This window comes from Ferdinandcohnia sp. Marseille-Q9671 (assembly GCF_976954385.1).
The window spans coordinates 50,781-76,155 of record NZ_CDRJTA010000001.1 but is presented as its reverse complement, the minus strand read 5'-3'; the positions used below and the strand labels follow the sequence as shown (position 1 = coordinate 76,155).

The window sequence follows — 25,375 nt, the reverse complement described above, 5'->3', positions numbered from 1 at the left end:
ACTGAACGTAGATTAGTTGTTTGAATTATTAAACTACTTTAGGGGGCTAACCTATTATGTTGAAGCAAAAGGTAGTATTGATTGGCAATGGAATGGCTGGGATAAGGACGATTGAAGAAATACTGAAACTTGCACCTGATGAATTTGATATCACCGTTTTTGGTAGGGAACCGCATCCGAACTATAATCGGATCCAATTATCAAAGGTGTTGCAAGGAGATACAACGGTTGCGGATATTACGTTAAATGATTGGCATTGGTATGAAAACAACAATATTCGCTTATATCCAGGAGAAAGTGTACGACATATCGATACAAATAAACAGATTGTTTATACAGATAAGGATCGAGCTGAACCTTATGATAAGTTGATTATTGCAACGGGATCGAATCCATTTATGTTACCTTTGCCTGGTTCAAACAAACAAGGAGTGACTGCGTTTCGTGATATCAATGATTGTGAAACGATGATCGAATACTCAAAAACATATAAAAAAGCTGCAGTTATTGGAGGAGGCTTACTTGGACTTGAAGCTGCGCGTGGGTTACTTAATCTTGGAATGGAAGTAGATGTGATTCACATTAACGAGTACATAATGGAGCGCCAATTAGATAGAGCAGCGGGAAAATTATTGCAAAAGGAGTTAGAAGGTCAAGGGATGAACTTCCTGTTAAATAAACAGACTGTCGAAATCCTTGGTAAAAAACAGGTAACAGGATTACGTTTTAAAAATGGTGAAAAAATCAAAGCAGACCTAGTTGTGATGGCAGTGGGAATAAAGCCTAATGTTGAACTAGCTCAAAAATCTGGTATTCCAGTAAATCGAGGAATCGTCGTAAATGATTTTATGGAAACGGATGTTCCTAATGTATTTGCAGTTGGTGAATGTGCAGAGCATAAAGGAATGGTGTATGGATTAGTTGCCCCACTTTATCAACAGGGGGAAGCGTTAGCGAAACGGATTTGCGGTGTGCAAACTGAGGGTTACAAGGGGTCCGTTCTTTCAACTCAGTTAAAAGTGTCAGGTGTTGATGTCTTTTCAACAGGAAAAATCATAGAAGACGAGAATACAAAAGCAATAAAAATGCAGGATGATTGGAATGGAATCTATAAAAAAATCATTGTGGAGCAAGGAAAAATAGCTGGTGCTGTCTTATTTGGAGATACGAGGGAAGGCAATCGACTGCTAAGTCTCATTAAAAAAGGAGCGACTGTAGAGGAATATATAGAAGCCAATCAGACTGAAGAGTCAGGAGTTAGCTTAGTTGCTCAGATGGCTGAAGATGAAATTATATGTGGATGTAACGGTGTAACGAAGGGAACGATTGTTTCAGCAATTGAAACGCAGGGTCTCACAACCATTGACCAGGTGAAGGGCTGTACCAATGCATCTCGATCCTGTGGAACTTGTAAGTCACTGGTTTCTGACCTATTAGAGCTTACTCTCGGTGATGAGTACAGTGAGGATCAAAAGGTGTCTATTTGCACTTGTACAACATTAACTAGAGATGAAGTGGTACATGAAATCAAGGAAAAAGGGCTTACCCATGTACGAGAAGTCATGAATGTGTTGGGCTGGAGTACCGATGAAGGATGTTCGAAATGCCGACCAGCCTTAAATTATTATTTGGGAATGATTAACCCAACCGAGTACAAGGATGAAAAAGAGTCTCGTTACGTGAACGAACGATTACATGCAAACATTCAAAATGATGGCACCTTTGGTGTTGTTCCAAGAATGTATGGAGGTGTTACATATGCAGAGGACCTTAGAAAGATTGCAGATGTAGCGGATAAATACCAGGTAAAAATGATTAAGATAACCGGTGGCCAGCGAATTAATTTACTCGGTGTGAAAAAGCAGGACCTACCAAGTATTTGGGCGGAGCTTGGAATGCCATCAGGGCATGCATACTCGAAAGGGCTACGGACCGTAAAAACATGTGTTGGATCTGACTTCTGCCGGTTTGGTACACAGGATTCGATTGGGATGGGGATTGCGCTAGAGAAAAAATTTGAGGGGTTACATGGACCGCACAAAATAAAAATGGGTGTCTCGGCTTGCCCAAGAAATTGTGCGGAAGGAGCAATTAAGGATATTGGAATTGTCGGATTGGATGGAGTATGGGAAATGTATGTAGGTGGAAATGCGGGTACAGATCTTAGGGTAGCAGATTTACTATGTAAAGTGAAAACAGGTGATGAAGTACTTGAATGGGCTGGTGCTTTTTTACAATATTATCGCGAAACGGCAACGTACTTAGAAAGAACGTCTGTATGGGTTGAACGCATAGGGATTGATCATATAAAGGAAATGCTTGAAAACAAAGCATTCCGTGATGAATTGAATGAGCGAATGAATACAGCTTTATCTGCCATTCAAGAGCCTTGGAGTGAAGCACTTAAGGATGAGAATCTACTAAAAGAGCTTTATGAAACAGTCAATGTTCCGGCAGCTTCTAACTAATAGATAGGGGGAGATATCGTGGAGAAAACACTAGGTAGAGTATTTATCGGAAACTATTCAGAGCTACCAGATCGTCTTGGGAAAACATTTTTCGTAAGGGAAGAAGAAATTGCCTTGTTTAAGCTAGCAAATGGGGATGTCCGTGCAATCGAAAATCGGTGCCCCCATAAAGGTGGAGTACTTGCTGAAGGAATGGTGAGCGGAGAACATGTTTTTTGTCCGATGCACGATTGGAAAATAAATGTCTGTGATGGTCAAGTTCAAGCACCGGATCATGGGTGTGTGCGAACGTATCAAGTGGAAGTGGAAGAGGATCTTGTCTATATTATCATCTAATAATCTCGGAGGAGGATTTCCATGTCATTTGTAAAAACAAATCAGGTTATTGCTAGCATGATTGAAGCTGGAGAAGCAAAAGCAAAATTATCAGTGAAGGATCTGGTAATTCGAGGGGTGCTTGCAGGAGCACTTCTTGGGTTCGGTACAACACTAGCTTTCACTGCTGAAATTCAATCGGGATTAGGCGTTTTGGGTGCCTTGCTTTTTCCTGCCTGTTTCGTATTGGTCATACTCCTCGGTCTTGAATTAGTAACAGGGAATTTTGCGTTAATTCCCCTAGCGGTTTTAGAAAAAAAGGCTACGATTTCTCAAATGCTATCAAACTGGTTTTGGGTCATCGTGGGGCATTTACTAGGTGCAGGCTTCTATGCCTTTTTATACGTAATTGCCATCACACAGCTAGGACATGTCACAGATCATGCCATGATAACCAAAATTATGGCAGTTGCAGAAGCAAAAACAATAGGGTATCAGAATCTAGGGAACGACGGTTTGGTCGTCGTCTTTGTGAAAGCCATGCTTTGTAATTGGATGGTAACATTGGGTGCCGTTATGGCGATGACATCGACAGCAACACTTGGAAAAATTGTTGCCATGTGGCTTCCGATTTTGATCTTTTTTGCGCAAGGGTTTGAACACGCCGTCGTAAATATGTTTGTGATTCCAGCAGGGATGATGTTAGGTGCAGATGTTACAGTAGCCGATTGGTGGCTATGGAATCAGCTTCCTGTCTTATTTGGGAATCTCGTCAGTGGAGTTGTCTGTACCGGTCTAGCCTTATACGTAACTCATCGGAATGTGAAAAAGAATAATGTCATGCTTGTGTCAAAAAAGGAAGATGTGATAGCAGGTACATAATGAGGGAGGAAACTGAGATGGGAAAGGTATATATTGTGGGAGCGGGTCCTGGTGATCCTGATTTGATTACAATGAAGGGTTTGAAATGTATCCAGCAGGCAGATGTTATTTTATACGATCGGTTAGTCAATACAGAATTGTTACGGGAAGCAAGATGTGGTGCAGAATTAGTTTATTGTGGAAAACAACCAAAGTTTCATACGATGCCACAAGAAGTCATTAATCAACAATTAGTGAAATACGCTCGCTTAGGAAAAGTGGTGACGAGACTTAAAGGGGGAGATCCTTTCGTTTTTGGAAGAGGAGCAGAAGAGGTTGAGGAATTGATGAAGCATAATATCCCCTATGAAGTCGTACCTGGTATAACAGCTGGGATAGCTGCTCCAGCTTATGCGGGGATTCCAATCACACATCGGGAGCTTGGGAATTCATTCGCCATCATCACCGGCCACTGCAAAACAGGAGAGCCAACAGATATTAAGTGGGAAAGCCTTGCAAAAGGGGTCGATACCTTAGCAATCTATATGGGAATTGGAAACTTACCACACATATGTGAGCAATTACGGAAGCACGGGAAAAGCGAAGATACACCAGTCGCCATCATTCAAGAAGGAACAACCTATGCCCAAAAAACAGTAACAGGTACAATCGAAACAATCGTCAACATCGCCTCAACATCGAACATAAAAAACCCCGCCATAATCGTAATCGGAGAAGTCGTACGATTCAGAGAGAAACTATTAGGTCACGGGATGGGTCAGGGGGACAGGTCCCTTGTCCCACCATTATTTTACAGGGACAGGGAACCTGTCCCTCTGTCCCACTAAATAGGGAGTGATGATTATGCAGGCTGTTCTTTATGTTTGTCATGGTACGAGGAAGAGATCGGGTGTGGAGGAAGCGATTGATTTTGTTCAAAAGACGATGAAACTTGTGGATGCACCAATTCAACGATACTGTTTTTTAGAGCTTACGAAACCTTCTATTCTAGAGGGTGTAGATCAATGTGTGAAATTGGGTGCTACTACGATTGCAGTTGTACCCGTCCTTCTTTTAACGGCAGTCCACGCCAAAATGGACATTCCCGAAATTCTAGAACAAGCAAAGGAAAGATACGAAACAATTGAATTTCGTTATGGCAAACCACTTGGTGTACAGGAAAAATTAGTTGATATTTTAGTAGAAAGAATCGAAGAGAATAGTCAGATTAACGAAGAGATGGAAATCCTTCTCGTTGGTCGAGGAAGTAGCGATATGGATGCGGTGAATGATACTCAACGCATTGCTGAGCTCCTACAACAAAAAATACAAGTGTCTTCTGTTAGCAAATGTTTTTTGACTGCAGCAACCCCTAGGTTTGAAACGGTACTAGAGAATAAGATTGTATCGGGTTCGAGGCAAATTGTTATTCTTCCATATTTGTTATTTACCGGACTATTAATGAACGGAATAGAAAAATTTGTCCAGCGACAACGTCTACATCCAAATCAAGAAGTAGTAATTTGTAATCAACTCGGAAGTCATCGTAATGTGTGTGAATTGTTAAAAGCTAGAGTGTTAGAAACAATAAATATGTAAAAGCTCGTATCTAGTGTAAAAAAGGATGATGGAAAATGGAGCTTACACCTCTCATGGTTCAATTAGCAGGGAAGAATGTTGTAATTGTTGGTGGTGGTCGTATTGCGGAACGCAGGATTCAAAAATTGCTAGGAAGTGGTGCAAACCTACATGTCATTAGTCCGACTCTTACGGATGGATTGCGTTCCCTTTGTGGGAAAGGCCTATTCATTTGGCAGAATAAGCATTTCGAGCCTGAAGATAGTAAAGAAGCATTCCTGGTCATCGTAGCCACAAATGATTCGATGGTAAATAAAACAGTTGTACAAAGCTGTGCTTCCAATACGTTAGTAAATATGGCGTCGGAAGCTTCTGAAGGAAATGTCCAATTTCCAGCTCATTTTAAACAGGGGAGATTGTCAATAAGTATAGCGACAAATGGAGCAAGTCCTCTTCTTTCGGGTAAAATCAAACGGCAGCTTCAAATCATGTATGACAAGAACTATGGGGAGTATGTTGATTTTTTATATGAATGTCGGCAATTAATCAAGCACTCAATGTTCGATGAATATGAACAAAAATGCATATTAAAGGATTTACTGTCAGATGATTATCAAAATAAGATGAAGCAGGAACTAGCTTTAAATTTACTGAAGAGTTATTCGCGGGAGGGGTGGACGAATGAAAGGATTGGAGGGTAAGAGGATCGGTGTTGCCGCTGCCCGTCAAGCGGATACGATTTCGACACTTATCCAAAAAAACGGGGGTCTACCATTTGTATTCTCAATTCAAGGTGAACAACAAGTAAATGAACAGTGTAGTGAACAAAATGTGAGAGATTTAGTAAGTCAACCATTTGATATGGTGCTGCTAACTACCGGAATTGGCATCGAAACTCTTGAAAGATCTGCGCTAAAGCTTACTCTCCACACCGAATTTATTCATAAATTAAAGAATATTAACTTAGCAGTCCGTGGTCGTAAGACACTTAATTGGACAAAAAAACATTCCTTGCCGGTGGAATTCGTTTCTGAGGATGGAACGATGGAAGGTCTGTTATTGAGTTTGGATAGCAAAGGAGGAAAATACGGGAAACGGATTTTTTTTCAAGCATATAACCAAGACGACGAAATTTTACAGCTAGAGCTACAAAAGCAAGGATATGATGTTTATCTATCCAAACCCTATCATTTTATTGAGCCATCCCTTTCTACTGTAAGGAACCTCAAACAAGAAATTCTCAATCAAACACTGGATGCCGTTATCTTTACAAGTAAAACTCAAGTCCAAAATCTCTTCGCTGATTCTACAAGTACAGATGCAGTGGTGAAAGCATTTAACAAAGAAGTCCTGGCGGTTGCAGTTGGAAAAGTCACCGCAAACGAGCTAGAAAAACAAGGCATTACGAACGTCTTTCAACCATCCATTCAGAAAATGGGTGTAATGGTCGTTGAACTAAGGGAATATATTAGGGACACGGGGACAGGTTCCCTGTCCCACAATTTTGGGTCACGGAACCTGTCCCTCTGACCCATTTTTTGAATATTCTACTATTCTAATTGACAAGCTCTCATTCAATCATGTAAGATGAAATTGTTAAATATTACTAAATGAATACGTTTTTTCTCTTATCGAGAGTCGGGGGAGGCACCTGGTCCGTTGATCCCGCAGCAACCGTTACGTTGATTGTAACAAGGTGCTAATTCCAGCAAGCGTAGGCTTGAAAGATGAGTGTGGATGTACATATGCCTCTTCCTCATTGGAAGGGGCTTTTTCATGTCGTATTTTATTTGGTGAAAAAATAGGTAGGGGAGAGAGTTACATGACAGTGACAAAAACAGATAGCTTGTACAAAAAGGAATACTTCGGGAGACTTCCGGAATTAAAACAGTATGCGCCAGAGGCATTTCAATCGTTCATCAAGTTTGATAGCCAAGCACTTGCTGCGGGTAAACTTTCTGTGAAACAAAAGGAACTAATTGCGGTGGCGGTAGCTCATATTACGGGTTGTCCGTATTGCATTGATTTACATATTGGAAATGCAAAAAAGAATGACTCTACAAAAGAAGAGGTAGCAGAGGCAATTTTTGTGGCAACTGCATTAAAAGCTGGTTCTGCGTTAGCACATGGAGTGAATGCTCTTAATGCCTATGATGGAAATGGCGATGAAGAGCTATACAAAGCAGCCTATTTTGCAAGATTAAAAGAATTTGCTGACCTGAATGGCGAAGCATTTAAAGCATTTATTGATTTTGATACGAAATCTCTTAAAGCAGTAAACTTAACAGAAAAAGAAAAAGAATTGATTGCGGTCGCTTGTGCTCACACAACAGGTTGTGCCTATTGCATTGACCTTCATACGAAAAATGCGAAAAAAGTGGGTGCCGACCTGGAAGAAATCACTGAAGCGATTTTCGTTGCAGTTGCGTTAAAAGCGGGATCTGCGTTGGCACATAGTGTGAATGCGCTAAATGCGTATGATGAGAAGTAAATAAAAAGTGGCCCGATTCCTATGAAGTAACTAGGACCAGGCCTTTTTAGGTATATGAAACTCTAATTCTTACATAAACTTCTCTATAGTTACTAAAAGGGGTGCTGAGATGGACGTTATTTTAGGGAAAACAAAGGATGAATGGTTACAGACATACCCTTTATTAGAAAAGCTTATAAGAACGGAAGAAGTGTTTTGGAGGAATCCGAAATACCACGAATTTTCTAGAGCCATAGAGAATGTTTCGTTGGGTGTCGAGGATGTTCGGGATGCAGAGGAGAGATTACAAAGATTTGCCCCTTATCTTGCAAGTGCCTTTCCTGAAACAAGGGAGATGAATGGGATTATTGAATCACCATTGAAAGAAATCCCAACTATGCAACAGGCTATTGAGGGTTTATTCGCGGAAAAAATTGAGGGCAAGTTACTTCTTAAATGCGATAGTCATCTACCGATTTCTGGATCGATTAAGGCAAGGGGTGGTATTTATGAAGTTTTACAGCATGCGGAAAACTTAGCAATTGAAAATAAGCTTCTATCATTGGAAGACGATTATTCCAAACTCGACAGTGACTCATTTAGACAATTCTTTTCCAATTATTCAATTGTTGTGGGTTCTACCGGGAATTTGGGGTTAAGTATTGGGATTATCAGCGCTAAGCTAGGATTTAACGTGACAGTCCATATGTCAGTTGAAGCAAAGCAATGGAAAAAAGACCTTCTTAGAAGTAAGGGAGTAACAGTCATAGAACATGAACTAGATTACAGTGTGGCAGTTGAGCAAGGAAGAAAACAGTCTCTGGATGATCCTACCAGTTATTTTATTGATGATGAAAACTCCACACATTTGTTTCTTGGGTATGCCGTAGCAGCTTCAAGACTTAAAAAACAACTAGAAGCGATGAACATCACAATCGATGAAGATCATCCATTGTTCGTGTACCTTCCTTGTGGAGTGGGAGGAGGACCAGGCGGAGTGGCGTTTGGTTTAAAGCTCATTTTCAAGGATCATGTTCATTGCTTTTTTGCCGAACCTACCCATTCTCCTTGTATGTTAGTTGGCTTGTTAACCGAACAGCATGACAACATTTCGGTACAGGATTTTGGCATTGATAACAAAACAGCTGCAGATGGATTAGCGGTTGGACGTCCATCAGGATTTGTTGGGAGAACGCTGGAAAACCTTTTGAGTGGTGTTTATACGGTTGAGGATCATCATTTATTAGCGTATCTCAGTCTGTTGGCTCAAACAGAAAGCATCTATTTAGAACCTTCCGCATTAGCAGGAGTGCCCGGTCCAGCTCGCTTATTTACAGAGCCAGAAGGTAGAGGGTATTTGGAAAAACATAGAGTAGCAGATAAAATGGAACACTCCGTTCATATTGCATGGGCAACAGGGGGGAGTATGGTTCCCAAGGAAATGATGGATTCGTATGTGGAAACAGGGTTAGAGGAGTTAAGAAACTTATAGTTTTGGTAGAGCGAGTCTTCATGCTGTAGATAAAATGTAGCAGGGGAGGTTATCTCCCCTAGTAGTAACAATTCAAGGTATCAAGAAAATAGTACCGGATTTTTACAATATATTAAATATAGAAATGATGATATAAATTGTTTAAACCTAGAAAGTTCTAATAAAAAATTAACACGTAATACAACTTTTTTATTGTATAGTTGTATCAAATTTTAAAAAGGGCAATTGGGAGCAATTAGCTCACAATGGCAGGCACCTATTCCTCTATCACCTAATTGTTTCTTTAAATTTCCTTACTATTTTTTCTTTTTCCTTTAATTGTCCATACCCAAGTGCATTGTAATATTTAATATGTTTCTCTGTAGCCTCCAAAGCTAACATAAAGGCTTGATTGCCAAAGTCCTTTCGTATATTCTCTAGATAATACTCTGTTCCGAAATTACTCATTGTACGATGATATTCCTGTCCTGACATCATAGCTAAAAAATCCGTAATATAATCTTGAGCAGATCCAGCGTTCATCCCTGTAAATGTTGAAATCTTCTGTTTTCCTTCTGTTCTAGTTAGTTCACCAAAATACACTTTTTTTGCAAAGTTATATGCTATCTCAATCATTTCTTTTGTTATTTTTTTTGAAATGCGATTATCTAACTTTTTAGTTTCTATTTGGTTGTTAGAAAAGTTACTCCCAACCTTAACTAAATTGTTTGATTTGATGGAAGGTTGGGAAGCCTTTTCAGACTCAGCCTTTGAAAAACTACTAGAAACATACTGGATCATCCATTTTGATAGTACCTTATTCAGGTTTTCCTTGTTTACTAATATTGCTGCCTCAAATTTTTCAACTAAATCTTCGTCTATTAAAAAGCTAATTTCCTTTTTCATGTAATATCCTCCAAGATTTACTAATTTAAAAGTATATTAATTTACTAGTTCTGTAAATACATACTGGGTAAAAAGACTGGCCCTTTTGTGAACACATAAACTTCAGACGTAAAAAAGAAGAAGTGGACAATGCAAACATAACTTAAATGAATATATTTAAATTGTTTATTTGTAGAAAAGGAATATAATACCTTGATTGCTGCCAAGATAGATTTTAGAAGTATTTAGTTTAGTGAAGAAATATTTACAAAAGAATAACGGAATTAATTACAATGCCTATTATTATAGTTATTTAAATAGGGGGGTAGAAACATGAAAAGAGTAGTTAAACATGATACTACAATAAGACTCTCTTTTAGAGAAAAGACATGTTAATATGGTTTAGGTTTAAGAATTATTTCGATCTTGATAGCCTCTCGATAATTGATTTTTGGAAACTTAGTGATGGTGATTATGCAACTATTACAAATCGATGGGCAGATATTCCTTCGTGGTTCGAATTACATCCTACAGAAGTTAGTGATTCATTAGTTTATAAAATCTTGGAGAAATTGGACTCTGGTTATAAACCAAAAGCTAAAGTGGATGGACCGAATATTTGGAGAATAAAAGCAGGAGATAAATTAGTTTGGATTGGAAATTCGAGACCGGGGCTAAAGGAAGAAGATGGAGTGTTAGAAATCATAACATTCGATAAAAATGCCCTAATATTAGGCGAAGCGACAGGTAATAGAATAAAGAATATAATAAAATTCGGTTCTGGTGAAACCGACAAAAAGGATATTTTAAAGGCTCAACATTCGATGAAAAAAATTAAGGAAGAAGGAATACCGAGAACTTATTCAACAGAATGGCGACTTGGGTAATGATATGCACGAATCGATTTCTACAAATAAATATTGTTAAAAAATAAATAATACTGAAGGTATTTTAGGTAAGTAGAAAAACATTGTTTTTATGAATTACTATAGGTAAAGAGGTAAATTATAATGAAAAATTACAAATGGATTGAACAAAAACTAATAGATTTTGAAGAAATACCTGAGATTAAAGAATTTTTGCAAATCCAACAATTCGTATTAGATAATTACGAAAAACCAAATATTGAGGATTCTTTACCAGATGGTTTTCAGTTAGCGGGTCTATATACACCCATTGCATTCCCAGAGGAAATTTATGTAGGGGAAACCATTAATAGTCCAGGAGGATCTGATGTTTTGTCATGGGACCATAGCCAAATAATTAATTACTATGAGAATTATATTTATCCTAAACTAACTAAAATAAATCAATCAATTTTCACAAATTTATTTAATGAAGAGTTAAAGGAAACTTTTGATTTAGAATTTGAAGAATACAACAGGTTACCGGCTGATAAAAAGATTGAAATTTGTTATCAATTACTAATTGACTTAAGTTTATCTGGCAAAATTGTGTATGATAATTAGTTTTTTAGTAGAATTATTGATACTAATCTCTATAAAAAAAGACCTGATCCACACTTTACAAAAAGCATGATTGGGGTCAGGTCTTTTATGTAAGAATCAAGAAAACATCTCCGGATCTTCCTCTAGTATATGATAAAGCAAGTCAGTCATTTTTACCGTATCGCAAACTCGAACTTCTGCATCCCCAAATGAACCTTTGAACATTGCGTCTTGATCAAGAAATGCTTCTTCCACCCGTTCATATTTTTCAGAGGTGTGCCCTATATGTCGTCTTTGAGGTACGGAAATCTCGGTTCCATCCGGTAATACGGTGTAAAGCTGTTCGTGACTATCTGTTAATCTACCAGGAATATCAAGCCATTCCTCGACTCCATGAATATATGTACAACGACGTAAATCCACCCCAATTAATAAAATCGATGCCTTTCGGTCCAATAATTTCCCCCAACTCGATTCTCTTGCGCAAGGTGTATTGAATTTTTCATTGCCAGCAACAAATTCCTGAGCACCATTTCCCAAAGCAGCTACAGAATGGGTCGGATGCCAGGAACGAACAACACCGGGACGCTTCCGGAAAAGCTCAGTTAGTAGACCCACACAAGAAGGCGACTCCTCTACATAAAACTTGGGATTTTCAGCTTTTATATACGACCAAGTATGTGTTGGAAAAACCAATAGCCCATCTTTCATATATTCAGACAACGCATCAAGGACTGTATCCGCGCCACCCTCAACCTGCCCAATACTTTTCATCGAAGAATGAACAAGCAATGTTCCGTTTCGCTCAATACCTAACTGCTCGAGATGATCTAGTAAATCTTGTTTTGTATACATGTTATTCTACCTTTCTAGATTCTATTAGGAATAGAATACCATATTTCGTATCTCGTGGGGCGAGTTAGAATCTTCTTTTGTAAAGGCTAGTGATTCTCATCACAAAGGTAACAAGTCTTTTGACTTATACTTTTACGTAGAAGATGTGACTGACGACCATGTTTGTGAGCCAATAGGGGGAAGACGATGGAAACTGTAACCGTTATAGAGAGTGCGCCACTGAAACAATTACAGAACGAGCACGTGTCATTGAAGGCAGAGATGGATTTCTTTTATGAAATCATTGAAGAGATAGAATATGAAACCGGGTCTTCTGTGTTTCAACTGTTTGCCGAACTATCCGAGCGGGTCTTAGCTTTCATAGCTAAACTTAAGATACATTCTAAACGAGAGGATGAAGCGTTATTCCCGATGATGTCTCGTCACCTTGGAGAGGAAAACAATATTATCGAAGTGATGGAATATGAACATGAGAAGGCAGAGCAGCATCTAGAGGATTTTATGAAAGAAGCTGAACAGGCGGGGGAGAAAATTGATGAAAACGACATTCAATCGATAACCGTATACGCCGCTCAAGCGTATGCAACCTTAATACAACACTTCGCAAAAGAAGAAAAATTTCTGTTTCCATTGGCAGAGGTGATACTGTCGGATGTGGAGAAGGAGGAGCTTGAGCGGTTGATTCAAGTTGGATAGATTACTATGTCCTACAAACTTCTAGTTACGAAAAAGATCTAACGGGTTCTGTATAGCAAGTAAACTTGTATAAACATCTCAATTAGCAGGGGGTTAACGTAATATTCAGAAGCATAATCAACAATAAAAGACTAGGATTATACTTTTTCCTAGTCTTTTTGCTGTATTTTATATGTGCCTTATGCTCAACTAAATCACCAATTACTTTAAGTATATTTCTTCACAAGTTATCTCTTTATAAGAATTACTTATTTATTATTATTGATAATTTGTAATTCACATACGAACTCAAACCCACTAAGAACTCATCCAATACATGAGTAGATGGGAATTTACATTCTAAAAGGTAGCAGCTATCCCCACTAATTTTATAGTTATTTATTACATACTCTTTTTGTGCATTTAAGAATGACAAATAAGGTTTATGATATGGGCTATTTGTAATAATACTGATCATTGCGTGAATTGAATAGCCCAGCTTTTCTTGATTAATTTTAATGGTATATCCTTCAATAATTCCGTTGTCCTCTAATTTTGCCACCCTAGCTGAAGTAGCTGGTCCAGTTAAGTGGACTTTCTCTCCCAATTCTTTCATTGTTATCCGACTGTTTTTGGATAGTTCATCTAGGATTTGCAGATCCGTGTTATCTAACATCTATCTAACTCCTTCATAAATAAAGTCAAACGACCGAAACACTTTATTTAGGCCATGTATCTGTTATTAACCATAGTATAGTATATAAAATGTTCAAAGGAAATTATGAAGAAAAGGAGATATAACTATGAATATACAACAAATTCGTAATGCAACTATCGTTTTGGAATACGCGGGTAAAAAGTTTTTAATCGATCCAATGTTATCTGAAAAAGGTACTTACCCACCTTTCCCAAATTCACCTAGGCAAGAGCAAAATAATCCTTTGGTAAGCCTGCCAACATCTATCGATGATGTAATTAAAGGTATTGATGCAGTTATTGTTACTCATCTGCACTATGATCATTGGGATGATGCAGCTAAGGAAGCTTTACCAAAAGAGATTAAAATATTTGCCCAAAATGAAGAAGATGCAATAGAAATTCGAAATGCTGGTTTCATAAATGTAGAGGTTTTACAAGAGAAAACAGAGTTCGAAGGAATCCAGCTAGTGAAAACAAAGGGCGAGCATGGAAGAGGCGAAATCTTAAAACTTGCTGGTCTAGTATGTGGGGTTGTCTTCAAACACCCAACGGAGAAAACATTATATGTTGCGGGAGATACTGTTTGGTATGAAGAAGTACAAAAAGTAATTGAGACTAACGAACCAGAAGTAATTGTTGTAAACGCTGGGGATAATCAATTCTTCCAAGGTGGTTCCCTAGTCATGGGGAAAGAAGATGTCTATGAAGTTTACAAAGCTGCTCCAGAAGCAAAAATTATTTGCGTACACATGGAGGCAGTTAACCACTGGTCCTTATCTAGAGAGGAACTGAAAAACTATACTAAAGAAAAAAAGATTGAATCTAATGTGCTAGTACCAATTGACGGAGAATCATACACATTTTAAATATTATTGGAAGATAATAAATGAGAAATAGTTGTGTCGGTTTAAGAAAACAAGGAATTGGTCCGTCACTTTTATGAAACCATCGACCAAGAGAACTTTGAAGCACGTAAAGAGTATTGCCATGAAACTTGTATTCATCCACAACTGGATATACCTTTTCCTGTTTAAAAGGGCTTGTAGACTTTGATGCATTACCTAGCTTTAGAATGCCTATTCAATCCATAATAGCTGAAGGTGATCAAGTAGCAGCATACTTCATCTTTGAAGGAACTAATACAGGTATCTCGTTTTTCGGTGTTCCTGCCACTGGGATAACAGTTAAATAAGAAGCTTAATTTTGTTATCAAATCAAATGTATCAGTATCAAATTGACCCATTTTGGGTCTTTTTTTATTTTTTACTCTTCTAAGTTCCCCCAATGCTAAAACATCATGAGACAAGATCCTATTTATAAAAAAATAAGAGACACCAAAACCGTCCCGTTGTTTCCCAGTTGTATATATTCCCCCAATAGTTGGAATGTTAAAGCGTAAAAATGTCAAAGGAGAACGTGTACATAATGAGTTCGAATTCTCAGCAATCGTCGAGTGAAACAGTTGCAAAACTGATGATTAATCAACTTGAAAAGTGGGGAGTCAAAAGGATTTACGGGGTCGTTGGTGATGCGATTATTGGATTTATGGATGAGCTTGCAAAGCAAAATACCATCCAATTTATCGCGGTTAAACATGAATCAGTTGCTGCTATGATGGCCTCAGCCGAAGCGAAGCTAACGGGTAGGCTCGGTGTATGTCTCGCAACAATGGGGCCAGGATTAGGAAATCTCCTAAACGGACTTGGAGACGCCTGCTTGGATAAGGCACCTGTATTGGCCATTACAGGTCAAGCACCTACGAAAAAAATTGGAACAGACTATAAACAGTATATTGACCAACAAGAACTGATTAAACCGTTGGCTGAATATACAACCTTACTTGCTCATCCAGATGCAGTAACTGATATTTTAGTGAAAGCGATGAGTACATCACTTGTAAAAGGTGCAGTCACACATGTATCAGTACCAAAGGATCTATTTACTATGAACTCAAATGCCAAAGTACGAAGTGAACCAAAAATGATTCAAGGTCGTTCCCTTATTGACCAAACAGAAATCGCCAAAGTTGTTGATGTGATGAAAACAGCTAAAAAACCAATGATATTAGCTGGAGTTGGGGCAAAACAAGCCGTTCATGAAATAGAGGCATTAGCAAACGCTTGGGGAGCGGGTATCCTAGTCAGCCTTGGTGCAAAAGGGGCATTCGATGATTCTTGTGAAAATCTTTTGGGTGGGATCGGACAAGGTGGGAATCCACATGCCAAAGAGCTTTTTCAACAATCAGATGTCGTGTTACTAGTAGGAGATTTATGGTGGCCAGAAGAGTATGTTCCCAAGCAGGCAACAATCATTCAGATTGACATAGCCAGGGAAAATATCGGAAATGGCATACCAGTTGAGGTAGGGGTAGTTGGTCCTGCAGAAACACTAGTCCCACAAGTAACAGAGAACCTTCAAAACCACGCAGCAGATCAAGCGTGGGTAACCCAGATTCAAACGGCAAAAGAGACGTGGGCCAACCAAAATGAGGAAGAGGGGTTACAAAAAACGCAGCCCCTTCATCCTTCTCGAATCGTGAGAGCAATTGAAAATACTGTACAGGAAGATGCAATTGTTACACTCGATACAGGTGATATTACAGTTTGGTTTAATCGAAACTTCCGCTCAACAAAGCAAGAAGTCATTTTTTCAGGAGAATGGCGTACGATGGGATTCGGATTACCTGCTGCCCTAGCAGCAAAAATATGTTACCCGGAAAAGCAAGTCGTTGCAGTTGTTGGGGATGGTGGAATTGAAATGACGTTAGCCGATCTCCTAACAGCTGTCAGATACAACTTACCTATCACGGTGATCATTTTCAATAATCATGCATTACAGATGGAACGTGACAAAATGCTAGCTGAAGGAAGTATACCGAAGGATGTTGACTTGACAAACCCTGACTTCGTAAAAATTGCAGAAGCATGCTCGTGGAAAGGGTATCATATAAAGGATGAAAGTGAATTGGAAAGCACGTTAAAACGAGCATTTTTAGATAATGGACCATCGCTTGTTACCGTTGAAACAGCGGCTATTGTTCATCCGGAGACGAAGGGGTAAGAAAAACATGGCCAGCCCTTAATGTGTGAATGCATTATCGCATTGGGGGTTTGGCCTTCATTCTGAGCTTAAAATGGAAAAAATAGGGTAATGGAAACCGTCCCGGCAGATAAGGGGTTTGGGTCACGGAACCTGTCCCTCTGACCCATAGCATTTTTACGTGCCCAATTATAAGAGAAAACGAAATTTTGATGCTTTTGTACATACTGTCATGCTTCCAAATTGTGGTATATTTTAGATAGGACTACCTATGAAAGGAGGGTGACTTGAGTATGTATCTGTCTGAGTTAGAAGTTGAAAAACTCTCAGACGCTCAACTGACCAAGCTTTTATTTTCAGATATTGAAGATGATTACGCGAACGGAGATTGTATATTGGTGGTGGGCAGCAGCAAGGCCGTTCAATATCGTTTACCAAAAGCAGTGGAATTATATAAGCAAAGCAGAGCCAGTAAACTATTGCTTTCAGGCGGGGTGCAATGGGAGGGAAGTGATTTCTCGGAGGCCGATTCGATGAAAAGAGAGGCCATTTCTTTAGGGATTCCTGAAAAAGATATACTAATTGAAGACCAGTCACTACACACACTAGAAAATGTGTTAGCCTCTCTATTCGTATTAAACAGAGAATTCCACTTATATAAAATAAAACGAATTTTGGTAGTAACGACATCCTACCATATGAAACGATTACATCTGACATTACAAACATATATGCCTAATTGGATCACCTATACGTTATGTCCTGCTGATGATAATAATACAAGAAAAGATAACTGGTTTTTAACCGAACTAGGAAGAAAACGCGTTCAAGAAGAGTCTGCAAAACTAATAAAATATGTGAAACAAGGTGCGTTGCGGGACATGAAGGTAGATTTGTAAAAACGCTAAAAATAAGAATAGTTTAGTAGGGAACTTTGATTATGGGAAGTTCCCTTTGTTATGAATAAAAATAATGAACTTTAAGAAAACAGCGTAAAAGATTATATAGTCATCTAACAAGTATGTATTTAAATAATAACGCAATGGGGGACAGGCCCACACATTGGACCCCACATTTATAACTGACCTATGTAAAATTATCTCATTTTACATATTTTTTATTTATTGCTGCTCATTTTACATTATAATTAAGAAAACTAGAATTATATTCACTGGATGTGGACGAATTGAAATCTTTGATAAAGCAGGCTTACCAGTCATACCATGCACTTGAAGTTATTTTTTCTTCTTTGCGTTGGTTCTTTTTATTATTAGCAATTGTTGTTTTCGCTGTACAATATGTTGAAAATCCATCGGATGTAAAACTTAAATTATTCATAGCTTTAGTTGTATTTGGAATACTCTATATGGGCACTTCAGATTATTATTTACATAAGTCACCTGAAGGATCAAGGATGTATACAATCATGACTAAGGGTGGACCATGTTTTGACTTTATTGCATTTTCTGCACTTATCCCATTAACCGGAGGAATTGAAAGTCCACTGTTTCCAGTGGCGTATTTAATTCTATTACACGTTGCTGTTTATTGGAGATTTGTAGGTGGGATCATTACTGCCTTTTTATTTATTTCGATATACTCTATCATTTTTTTTATACAAGTTTCTGAGGTCTACTTATTAAAAAACGTAGTGATGTATATATGCCAAGTTTTCTTTCTGTTATTGGTAGGCGGATTAGGTGGGATTATTGTTTCTAGGGAAAGACAGCAATATTCAGAAAGAAACCTGTTAGCCGAGACTGCTAAACGTGATTATCTTACGAATTTATTAAATCACCGTTCATTTCAGGAAAACGTACGAAAAGAATTAGAAAAAGGCCATGATTTTTACCTTGTTCTTACAGATATTGATAAGTTTAAATCAATTAATGATAAATATGGACATGTAATGGGAGATAAAGTATTACATCAAATTGGGGCATTGCTAACTACTATTGTTCCAGAGAATCAAGGAAAAGTTTTTCGGTATGGGGGAGAAGAGTTTGCACTCATTCTTTATACTAGTAAACATTTTGAAGTGAACAAGCTATTAATTGAAATCAAACAGACAGTTTCCAATCACGTTTTTTTCTGTGAAGGGGAAGACTTTTCTGTAACTATGAGTTTTGGAACTTGTAAACAAAATGGTGAAAACCCAGATCAGTTGGTAGAAAAAGTTGATAAACTACTATATGAGGCAAAGGATAGGGGAAGAAACCAAATCGTATTCTCGAATGTGGGATAGAATGGTTGATGTAATACAACCCTTTATTTCCAAAAAGGGAAATGATTAGTAAGAATTATACGTAAAACAAAGTAAGCAATATAGCAGTAAAGATTAGCAGTTTTGTCATACCATGATGAATGTAACTCGTTTAAAGAAAATTAGGAAAAAAAACGTTCAGTTGTCTGAACGGAGTAAAATGATAAGGAGAATAGAGATGGTATCCTTTAGGGAGTCTTTATGAGTAAGACTCTTTTTTCTATTCCAAAATGGGGGTTTGTCCTTTCTATCAATAAGTAGAAATCAAACCAACACAATGTACTTTTGTAACTGAACTCAGAAGAAAACGTGTTCAAGATGAGTCTGCAAAACTAATAAAATATGTGAAACAAGGTGCGTTGCGTGATATGAAGGTAGACTTGTAAAATCGAGTTTAGTAGGGAACTTTCACTATGGGAAGTTCCCTTCTTTATGTTTAAAAACAACGAACTATAAGAAGGTTTAATTAGAAGGAAAATAAAATGGTAGATAAATTCTATTTTTTATAAAAGGATTCTACGACATTCAGTACTAGGATAATTCGCTGTCCCTAATTATCTATATGACTTCCAGAAACTTACACTACAATTTATATACAATAAACCTATAATGAATAAGGGGTAAATTAAACAAAATGTAATTTATAAAACAAAAGGGGAGTCATTTATTGAAAAAAATACTGCCAATTTTGATAACGACCATCATTTTTTCTATAATCATCCCTTTTCAAATCTCCACAGCGCAAGCACATAGTGGACGTACTGATGCTACAGGATGTCATACTAATTATTCTACCGGCGTGTATCATTGTCACAATGGATACAGTGATTCCACTTACTCTAACTCTTCAAATCTGGATTCTACCTCAACTATAGATTACCAATACAAAGATAGTGATAGTAATGGTGTTAATGATTATGAACAAAATGCAAGTGAACTGGCTGAAAACATTAAATCAATGGGTGATGACGATGGTTATTCAGATGCGTTTTATGAAACGTACGACCCAGAGACCAACCATGATTTTTCGAACGCGGAGTACAGCTGGTATAAACAAGGATATGATCAAGGATACAAACGACAAGAGATTGAAATGCTTATTCCAGTAGCACGAGATGCAGGCTATAATGCAGGACTACTTGATGATAAGATGGTTGTACCAGAGAAGTTTACAATTTCTACAGATGTGCAGCAGTCATATGAGAAAGGCTTTGTTGACGGACAAACTCAAAACTGGTTAAACCAGGCGAATGAGGCTGCATCCACATTTACAGCAATAAGTTTTCCATCCGATCTACCTCAATCCGTTAAAGAAAGTGCGCAAAAAAAGTATGATGAACTAATACAGAAAAAGGCCTATGATCAAGGTTATGAATCTGCTTTTCAACATGAAACAGTCGTTCTTCCTTCAATTTATGAAGAAAATTCTGTATTAGAGGAAGAATTCATCAATGGATTCAACTCAAACAATGAGGTGAAAAAATATCTAGACAGAGCTTATAATGAGGGAAAGTACTTAGAAGAATACTCTCCTCCGACAAGGCTACGTGGAAATAATAAGGATCAACTATATAGAAAGTATTACGAAAAAGGAAAACTTGAAACAATCAAAAAATACAAAATAGGTTTTGGAATTGTTTCTACGATTATTGTTATAGTGGTAATAACGTATTTCGTTATTAGGAAAAAGAAAAGAGCAATAGAAAAAACAGGATAAACTAACACCGATATCTTAGATGAAATTATTAACAGATTTAAAGTGAAGGAACCCTCCTTAGTTTATAAGGGAGGGTTCTTTTATAATCTTGGTAATGATATACAAACGGGATTTTACAATATCAATTACATCTATACGGTAAAAAGTGATAAATTCCATAAGACCTATTTTTTCTGATTACTAGCACCCATTAGTCCATACTGTAATACTAATTCTAACTATTCTTTAGGAAAAGGTTGCCTGAAATACATCTATGGTAAAATTTAGTTTTTTGTGTATTGTTCTATTACTTATTCATTTTTGGGAACATTAAGTAATACACAAAAAAGTATTACTTAATGGAGGGCGAGCGTTATGGCAGATTTAGTGAATTGTAAAGCATGTGGTAAAGAAATTGCAAAAGGTGTAAAAAAATGTCCACATTGTGGAAAAGACCAACGTAATTGGTTTATGAGGCATAAGATTTTAACGTTTATTGGTGCAATCGTATTATTGATTGCCTTAGGTAATGCATTAGGTGGTGGAGATGATACTGCAACCAATAATGATAACACTGCTGGCGAAGTTGCTGAAAATCAGGAAGAAGTAAAAGAAGAAGCTAAAGAACCAATTGTAGTGACGGTTGATGAGCTTATGGATACATTAAATGAAAATGCTTTAAAGGCTTCTAAAACTTACGAAGACCAATATGTTGAAGTGAGAGGTAGATTAAGTAATATTGACAGTTCTGGTGATTATTTTTCACTTGATCCACTCTCAGAGGAATTTACAATAATGGGTGTTCAATGTTTTATTGAAGAAAAACACTTAGATGCGGTAATGGAATTTAGTAGTGACCAAGAAGTAACTGTAGTTGGAACAATCACCGATGTCGGTGAAGTTATGGGATATCATTTAGATGTAGAATCAATAAAATAAATATATTCTAAAAAAGTTTGAGATTTTCGAATCTCAAACTTTTTTATATAAATATACTTACTTCTATCACTTGTCGGAGTTATCAGTTCGATACATAAATAACAGTGACAACACGTATGGAACTAGCAAAGTGGAACTAGGAGAAATATGGTTATGGCATAAAATAAAATTAAAGGGTTATTGGAAACGTAAATGAAATGTAAATTGGACATAGTATATCAATTTTTAGGGGAAGATTTGTATATGGACAAGAAATCAAGTTTATTACCTTTACATAGTGACATATTTTGGGATGCATTGAGGCTAAGTAAAATGTTTGTAAAAGAAGAAACATATTTTAGTAAAAAGGAGTTGCAATACGTCCTATTAAAAAGGAATGGTTCGTTGTATGCATCAAATGGTATAACGGGGATGAAAGTTGAAGAAGCACATTTTTTTTTAGATGATTTTTTAATAGATCCAATTTCTTTTGACATGTTTATGGGTCATTCTTTTGATATATCCCAGTTCTTTAGGAGAAAAGAAATTGAAAATGAAATAGATATTTTACACTCTGATTTATATTATTGGTTAAATGCGGTTAGGGAATTAAAAGAGGAAATCATCAATGATGTAGAAAAAGTTAGGAATGACAAATCTATCCCCGTTTATTTAGAGTTATTGAATAACAACAAGTTGATAATAAGATATGATAATCAATTAAGTTTGATAGGGAAAGTATTACCATATAAATCAATATTAAATAAAACCTTCATAAGAATAAAATTAAACATTTATTATATAATTCATTGTTTAAAGGTCATGGTATTACTAAATCAACACACTTCAAATTATAAAATGTTCGTAAAGAAGGATCAAATAAGTTTCCAAGAAGAAAATGGATTTTTAGAGACAATATTATGTTTGATGAAGGACGATTAGTTTTAAACCATTGTTTATTTAAAGACTAAATTTTAGTTAACTCCACACTAATAACTTTAAATTAGTACAAACAATTTATAGACAAAAACACTACAACTGTTTACACAGAAATTTGTGGTGTTTTTTTGTGGTTGTAGATGTGCCTTTGTTTTTCCGGATTTTAGTCATGATGTTACTTCTCTTGGAGATACTAAAAATTCGGCTCGAGCAGTAAGAGACAGTTATTTCATGAATATGATAGAAAGTGAGCGATTGTATATGCATCGTATTTATTGGCTTATTGTTTTGAGTGGTTTCCTAATGATTGCTTTGAGTGGCTGTTCAAACGAGAATATATCACAAAAAGAAAATACTATAGAACCTTCCACTGATCAAGAACAACCAAAAGTTGAAATCGACCCAAATGTCATCATAAAAGAAAGTGAAATTGAATCATATATTCCAAGCGACGCCCAGAATGCCAAAATCGAAGTTTTGTCGTTAACAGGCAATAATCAGCCTGAAGTTCTTGCCGCTTATACACTGAGTGATGAAAATACTTTACTACAATCAAAAATTGTTGTTAGTCAGTATAATGCTTCATTTAAAGAATGGGAGATTATTCTTAATGAAGAAGAAGTCGGTGAATATCATTATATAGAGCCAATAGGAAGGCTTTCTGTCTTTGATAACAAACTAGAGCAGCCAGTCTTTAGGTTCAATGCGGGAGGTTCGGGATCTCCAGATTGGGTTGCTGTTCTTTTGTATGATGAAAAAGATAAAAAATTTCAATTTAAAAGATTTGGTGCAAAACATGTATATCATGGAGTTTCGGTACTTGATGATAAAAAGTCGATTGAATTTGATGGTGTTACTTTAAAAGAAAGATTTACCTGGACAACAAATGATTTTGACCACCGCATTTTACTTAAGAATCCAAAAATTGATAAAGAAGTAACACATACTATTCGCTATTCATTCCGTGACAACATGGATTACGAAAACTCATATACCTCAAATGTTGAAAATAATTCAGTCATTCCAGTCAAAAAAGGAGACACCATTGCTCTTATACGTGAGGATATTGGAGAAGACTTGGACGTCTTTTCTGCTGGAGAAGGGCTGAAGGAAATTTCTCCTTTTTATTATGAAGTTGCTGATTTAGATAAGGATTGCACAATTTCGTTTCGGACTGAAACAAGCGATTGGGTTTCTTATTCTTTTATTCCGGAATGATATCCCAGCGTACTTCATTGGGCGCCTCTTATCTCACCAAATAAGTTTAGGACTAGAACTAACAGGTAAAATTGGAATAACGGGTATACCAAGTTTGATAGTTACAGGAAAGTGGGTCACGGAACCTGTCCCCCTGACCCATATCCCCCTGATCCATAATAATCCAAATCAATCTGTAAATACTAACTTATATGATATAGTAGATAAGCCATTGAACAAATAAATTAGTATTCGTACAAGAAGAGAGACGTGATTAGACTTGGTAGATTTTTTACAACTTGGTATTCGAAAAGAGATTAACCATACATTGAAGTCATTAGGTATAGTAGCTCCTACTCCTATACAAGAACGAACGATACCTTCCGTCCTTGAGGGAAAGGATGTTATTGCAAAAGCACAAACAGGAACGGGTAAGACGTTGGCTTTTGTTCTTCCGATTCTTGAGAATATTGATGTGAATAAATCGGATGTTCAAGCACTTATTTTAACGCCAACAAGAGAATTAGCTCTGCAAATTTCGAAGGAAATCAAGAAAATGATTGAGAATGTTGAGGGTGTCAAAGTGCTATCTGTATACGGTGGTCAGGATGTAGCGAATCAATTAAAAAAGCTAAAAGGTGCTCAGCATATTGTCGTTGCAACACCTGGTCGCTTATTAGACCATATTCGCCGTGAAACAATCGATCTTTCAACGGTGGAGAGTCTTGTGATCGATGAAGCCGACCAGATGTTATTGATGGGTTTTCTTCCAGAGGTAGATGCCATTGTTAGCGAAACATTCCCTTCTAGACAAACCATGCTGTTTTCAGCGACAATACCTAACGAAATTCAATCTCTTGCCAAAAAATATATGGTAGAGCCAGAGTTCATAGAAGTGAAAGCGAAAAAAGTAACGGTTGAAGAAATCAAACAAGTGGTGATTGAAACAACTGACCGTAGAAAACAAGCCACATTATTTCATTTAATCGACGAACATCGTCCTTTTTTAGCGATTATCTTCTGTCGTACAAAGGTACGTGCCAAAAAGCTTTACGAAGCACTGACTGCGAATGGATATGAAGCTGACGAGCTGCATGGTGATTTGCCACAATCAAAACGTGAACGAGCAATGAAACGATTTCGGGATGCGAAAACACAATTTCTAGTGGCAACAGACGTTGCGGCAAGGGGACTTGATGTAGAAGGGGTAACGCATGTCTATAACTATGATATCCCCCATGATGTGGAAAGCTATGTTCACCGGATTGGACGAACGGGACGTGCAGGTGTCGACGGGGTTGCTTTTACATTAATAGATCCTAAAGATATGGAGTTCCTCCGAATGATTGAAAAAGGGATAAATCAAAAATTAGACATACAAGTGATAAAAGGAGTAAGTATCCCTGATCGTGAGGATTATCAGAGAGCAAGCGAGCAAAAAAAAGAAGATAAACGCTCTGAAGGTAATAGAAGAGACGGAAGGAAGGCTGCACCGTTTTCTTCAAACAGAAAATCGAATGATAGTCGATCAAAAAGCAATTCAAGCAATAAAACGCAAGGTAGAAGACGTTCTCGCTAAGAGTTATGAAACAAACTAG

At 37.2% G+C, this 25,375-nt stretch carries 25 protein-coding genes and 1 riboswitch; of the genes, 22 read left to right on the top strand and 3 right to left on the bottom strand.

Annotated elements, in window-relative coordinates:
* Nucleotides 1–56: 56 nt before the first annotated feature.
* From nirB to ACWNMY_RS00300, 9 genes are all read left to right on the top strand, one after another.
* Nucleotides 57–2,468: a nitrite reductase large subunit NirB gene (nirB, locus tag ACWNMY_RS00340; protein ID WP_449536302.1), complete on the top strand. Its 2,412-nt coding sequence runs from the start codon at nt 57–59 to the stop codon at nt 2,466–2,468.
* Nucleotides 2,469–2,483: 15 nt separating this feature from the next.
* Nucleotides 2,484–2,804: a nitrite reductase small subunit NirD gene (gene nirD / locus ACWNMY_RS00335; RefSeq protein WP_449538360.1), complete on the top strand. Its 321-nt coding sequence runs from the start codon at nt 2,484–2,486 to the stop codon at nt 2,802–2,804.
* A 21-nt stretch (nt 2,805–2,825) separates the two neighbouring features.
* Nucleotides 2,826–3,665, top strand: coding sequence for a formate/nitrite transporter family protein (locus ACWNMY_RS00330; RefSeq protein ID WP_449536301.1), 840 nt, complete (start codon nt 2,826–2,828; stop codon nt 3,663–3,665).
* Between the two features lie 17 nt (nt 3,666–3,682).
* A complete protein-coding gene (gene cobA, locus ACWNMY_RS00325; protein WP_449536300.1) occupies nt 3,683–4,492 on the top strand; it encodes a uroporphyrinogen-III C-methyltransferase in 810 nt (269 codons plus the stop codon).
* 16 nt (nt 4,493–4,508) lie between these two features.
* Complete coding sequence (locus ACWNMY_RS00320; RefSeq protein WP_449536299.1) at nt 4,509–5,243, top strand: sirohydrochlorin chelatase; 735 nt, start codon at nt 4,509–4,511, stop codon at nt 5,241–5,243.
* 35 nt (nt 5,244–5,278) lie between these two features.
* Nucleotides 5,279–5,923 (top strand): NAD(P)-binding protein, encoded by a 645-nt coding sequence (locus tag ACWNMY_RS00315; protein ID WP_449536298.1) that lies wholly within the window; start codon nt 5,279–5,281, stop codon nt 5,921–5,923.
* A complete protein-coding gene (locus tag ACWNMY_RS00310) occupies nt 5,904–6,752 on the top strand; it encodes a uroporphyrinogen-III synthase (protein WP_449536297.1) in 849 nt (282 codons plus the stop codon). Before ACWNMY_RS00315 ends, ACWNMY_RS00310 begins: the two co-directional genes overlap by 20 nt.
* Before the next feature lie 95 nt (nt 6,753–6,847).
* Nucleotides 6,848–6,956, top strand: a riboswitch (SAM riboswitch).
* An 88-nt stretch (nt 6,957–7,044) separates the two neighbouring features.
* Nucleotides 7,045–7,713 carry a carboxymuconolactone decarboxylase family protein gene (locus ACWNMY_RS00305; protein ID WP_449536296.1) on the top strand — a complete coding sequence of 223 codons (669 nt, stop codon included), beginning with the start codon at nt 7,045–7,047 and terminating at the stop codon, nt 7,711–7,713.
* Between the two features lie 109 nt (nt 7,714–7,822).
* Nucleotides 7,823–9,184: a D-serine ammonia-lyase gene (locus ACWNMY_RS00300; RefSeq protein ID WP_449536295.1), complete on the top strand. Its 1,362-nt coding sequence runs from the start codon at nt 7,823–7,825 to the stop codon at nt 9,182–9,184.
* A gap of 267 nt (nt 9,185–9,451) precedes the next feature.
* On the opposite strand, the gene ACWNMY_RS00295 is transcribed toward ACWNMY_RS00300, so the two are convergent.
* Nucleotides 9,452–10,069 carry a hypothetical protein gene (locus ACWNMY_RS00295; RefSeq protein ID WP_449536294.1) on the bottom strand — a complete coding sequence of 206 codons (618 nt, stop codon included), beginning with the start codon at nt 10,067–10,069 and terminating at the stop codon, nt 9,452–9,454.
* A 368-nt stretch (nt 10,070–10,437) separates the two neighbouring features.
* Here ACWNMY_RS00295 and ACWNMY_RS00290 point away from each other — a divergent pair, with 368 nt between their 5' ends.
* Nucleotides 10,438–10,935, top strand: coding sequence for a hypothetical protein (locus ACWNMY_RS00290; RefSeq protein ID WP_449536293.1), 498 nt, complete (start codon nt 10,438–10,440; stop codon nt 10,933–10,935).
* A 123-nt stretch (nt 10,936–11,058) separates the two neighbouring features.
* Nucleotides 11,059–11,517, top strand: a complete 459-nt coding sequence (locus ACWNMY_RS00285) for a hypothetical protein (RefSeq protein WP_449536292.1) — start codon at nt 11,059–11,061, stop codon at nt 11,515–11,517.
* A 96-nt stretch (nt 11,518–11,613) separates the two neighbouring features.
* Here ACWNMY_RS00285 and ACWNMY_RS00280 read toward each other — a convergent pair whose 3' ends face one another.
* Nucleotides 11,614–12,351: an AAC(3) family N-acetyltransferase gene (locus tag ACWNMY_RS00280; RefSeq protein ID WP_449536291.1), complete on the bottom strand. Its 738-nt coding sequence runs from the start codon at nt 12,349–12,351 to the stop codon at nt 11,614–11,616.
* Nucleotides 12,352–12,537: 186 nt separating this feature from the next.
* Here ACWNMY_RS00280 and ACWNMY_RS00275 point away from each other — a divergent pair, with 186 nt between their 5' ends.
* Nucleotides 12,538–13,047 (top strand): hemerythrin domain-containing protein, encoded by a 510-nt coding sequence (locus ACWNMY_RS00275; RefSeq protein WP_449536290.1) that lies wholly within the window; start codon nt 12,538–12,540, stop codon nt 13,045–13,047.
* Between the two features lie 244 nt (nt 13,048–13,291).
* Here ACWNMY_RS00275 and ACWNMY_RS00270 read toward each other — a convergent pair whose 3' ends face one another.
* Nucleotides 13,292–13,702 (bottom strand): Lrp/AsnC family transcriptional regulator, encoded by a 411-nt coding sequence (locus ACWNMY_RS00270; RefSeq protein WP_449536289.1) that lies wholly within the window; start codon nt 13,700–13,702, stop codon nt 13,292–13,294.
* Between the two features lie 127 nt (nt 13,703–13,829).
* On the opposite strand from ACWNMY_RS00270, the gene ACWNMY_RS00265 reads away from it, so the two are divergent.
* The 10 genes from ACWNMY_RS00265 (at nt 13,830) to ACWNMY_RS00220 (ending at nt 25,356) form a co-directional block, all read left to right on the top strand.
* Complete coding sequence (locus ACWNMY_RS00265; protein WP_449536288.1) at nt 13,830–14,591, top strand: MBL fold metallo-hydrolase; 762 nt, start codon at nt 13,830–13,832, stop codon at nt 14,589–14,591.
* A 128-nt stretch (nt 14,592–14,719) separates the two neighbouring features.
* On the top strand, nt 14,720–14,917 hold the full coding sequence (locus ACWNMY_RS00260; RefSeq protein WP_449536287.1) for an ester cyclase: 198 nt from the start codon (nt 14,720–14,722) through the stop codon (nt 14,915–14,917).
* A gap of 233 nt (nt 14,918–15,150) precedes the next feature.
* Complete coding sequence (locus tag ACWNMY_RS00255) at nt 15,151–16,785, top strand: thiamine pyrophosphate-binding protein (RefSeq protein ID WP_449536286.1); 1,635 nt, start codon at nt 15,151–15,153, stop codon at nt 16,783–16,785.
* Between the two features lie 272 nt (nt 16,786–17,057).
* On the top strand, nt 17,058–17,663 hold the full coding sequence (locus tag ACWNMY_RS00250; RefSeq protein WP_449538359.1) for a YdcF family protein: 606 nt from the start codon (nt 17,058–17,060) through the stop codon (nt 17,661–17,663).
* 287 nt (nt 17,664–17,950) lie between these two features.
* Nucleotides 17,951–19,009, top strand: coding sequence for a GGDEF domain-containing protein (locus ACWNMY_RS00245; protein ID WP_449536285.1), 1,059 nt, complete (start codon nt 17,951–17,953; stop codon nt 19,007–19,009).
* Between the two features lie 685 nt (nt 19,010–19,694).
* Nucleotides 19,695–20,744, top strand: a complete 1,050-nt coding sequence (locus ACWNMY_RS00240) for a YHYH domain-containing protein (protein ID WP_449536284.1) — start codon at nt 19,695–19,697, stop codon at nt 20,742–20,744.
* 354 nt (nt 20,745–21,098) lie between these two features.
* Nucleotides 21,099–21,662, top strand: coding sequence for an OB-fold protein (locus tag ACWNMY_RS00235; protein ID WP_449536283.1), 564 nt, complete (start codon nt 21,099–21,101; stop codon nt 21,660–21,662).
* 243 nt (nt 21,663–21,905) lie between these two features.
* Nucleotides 21,906–22,583: a hypothetical protein gene (locus ACWNMY_RS00230; protein ID WP_449536282.1), complete on the top strand. Its 678-nt coding sequence runs from the start codon at nt 21,906–21,908 to the stop codon at nt 22,581–22,583.
* Between the two features lie 228 nt (nt 22,584–22,811).
* Entirely contained in the window at nt 22,812–23,798 is a 987-nt protein-coding gene (locus ACWNMY_RS00225; RefSeq protein WP_449536281.1) for a hypothetical protein, read from the top strand.
* Nucleotides 23,799–24,057: 259 nt separating this feature from the next.
* Nucleotides 24,058–25,356 carry a DEAD/DEAH box helicase gene (locus ACWNMY_RS00220; RefSeq protein ID WP_449536280.1) on the top strand — a complete coding sequence of 433 codons (1,299 nt, stop codon included), beginning with the start codon at nt 24,058–24,060 and terminating at the stop codon, nt 25,354–25,356.
* Nucleotides 25,357–25,375: the final 19 nt, after the last annotated feature.

Excerpts from the sequence above, each read along its gene's own strand:
- nirB (WP_449536302.1), top strand. The coding sequence starts at position 57 with ATGTTGAAGCAAAAGGTAGTATTGATTGGCAATGGAATGGCTGGGATA.
- ACWNMY_RS00330 (WP_449536301.1), top strand. The coding sequence starts at position 2,826 with ATGTCATTTGTAAAAACAAATCAGGTTATTGCTAGCATGATTGAAGCT.
- cobA (WP_449536300.1), top strand. The coding sequence starts at position 3,683 with ATGGGAAAGGTATATATTGTGGGAGCGGGTCCTGGTGATCCTGATTTG.
- ACWNMY_RS00320 (WP_449536299.1), top strand. The coding sequence starts at position 4,509 with ATGCAGGCTGTTCTTTATGTTTGTCATGGTACGAGGAAGAGATCGGGT.
- ACWNMY_RS00315 (WP_449536298.1), top strand. The coding sequence starts at position 5,279 with ATGGAGCTTACACCTCTCATGGTTCAATTAGCAGGGAAGAATGTTGTA.
- ACWNMY_RS00310 (WP_449536297.1), top strand. The coding sequence starts at position 5,904 with ATGAAAGGATTGGAGGGTAAGAGGATCGGTGTTGCCGCTGCCCGTCAA.
- ACWNMY_RS00305 (WP_449536296.1), top strand. The coding sequence starts at position 7,045 with ATGACAGTGACAAAAACAGATAGCTTGTACAAAAAGGAATACTTCGGG.
- ACWNMY_RS00300 (WP_449536295.1), top strand. The coding sequence starts at position 7,823 with ATGGACGTTATTTTAGGGAAAACAAAGGATGAATGGTTACAGACATAC.
- ACWNMY_RS00295 (WP_449536294.1), bottom strand. The coding sequence starts at position 10,069 with ATGAAAAAGGAAATTAGCTTTTTAATAGACGAAGATTTAGTTGAAAAA.
- ACWNMY_RS00290 (WP_449536293.1), top strand. The coding sequence starts at position 10,438 with ATGTTAATATGGTTTAGGTTTAAGAATTATTTCGATCTTGATAGCCTC.
- ACWNMY_RS00285 (WP_449536292.1), top strand. The coding sequence starts at position 11,059 with ATGAAAAATTACAAATGGATTGAACAAAAACTAATAGATTTTGAAGAA.
- ACWNMY_RS00280 (WP_449536291.1), bottom strand. The coding sequence starts at position 12,351 with ATGTATACAAAACAAGATTTACTAGATCATCTCGAGCAGTTAGGTATT.
- ACWNMY_RS00275 (WP_449536290.1), top strand. The coding sequence starts at position 12,538 with ATGGAAACTGTAACCGTTATAGAGAGTGCGCCACTGAAACAATTACAG.
- ACWNMY_RS00270 (WP_449536289.1), bottom strand. The coding sequence starts at position 13,702 with ATGTTAGATAACACGGATCTGCAAATCCTAGATGAACTATCCAAAAAC.
- ACWNMY_RS00265 (WP_449536288.1), top strand. The coding sequence starts at position 13,830 with ATGAATATACAACAAATTCGTAATGCAACTATCGTTTTGGAATACGCG.
- ACWNMY_RS00255 (WP_449536286.1), top strand. The coding sequence starts at position 15,151 with ATGAGTTCGAATTCTCAGCAATCGTCGAGTGAAACAGTTGCAAAACTG.
- ACWNMY_RS00250 (WP_449538359.1), top strand. The coding sequence starts at position 17,058 with ATGTATCTGTCTGAGTTAGAAGTTGAAAAACTCTCAGACGCTCAACTG.
- ACWNMY_RS00235 (WP_449536283.1), top strand. The coding sequence starts at position 21,099 with ATGGCAGATTTAGTGAATTGTAAAGCATGTGGTAAAGAAATTGCAAAA.
- ACWNMY_RS00230 (WP_449536282.1), top strand. The coding sequence starts at position 21,906 with ATGGACAAGAAATCAAGTTTATTACCTTTACATAGTGACATATTTTGG.
- ACWNMY_RS00225 (WP_449536281.1), top strand. The coding sequence starts at position 22,812 with ATGAATATGATAGAAAGTGAGCGATTGTATATGCATCGTATTTATTGG.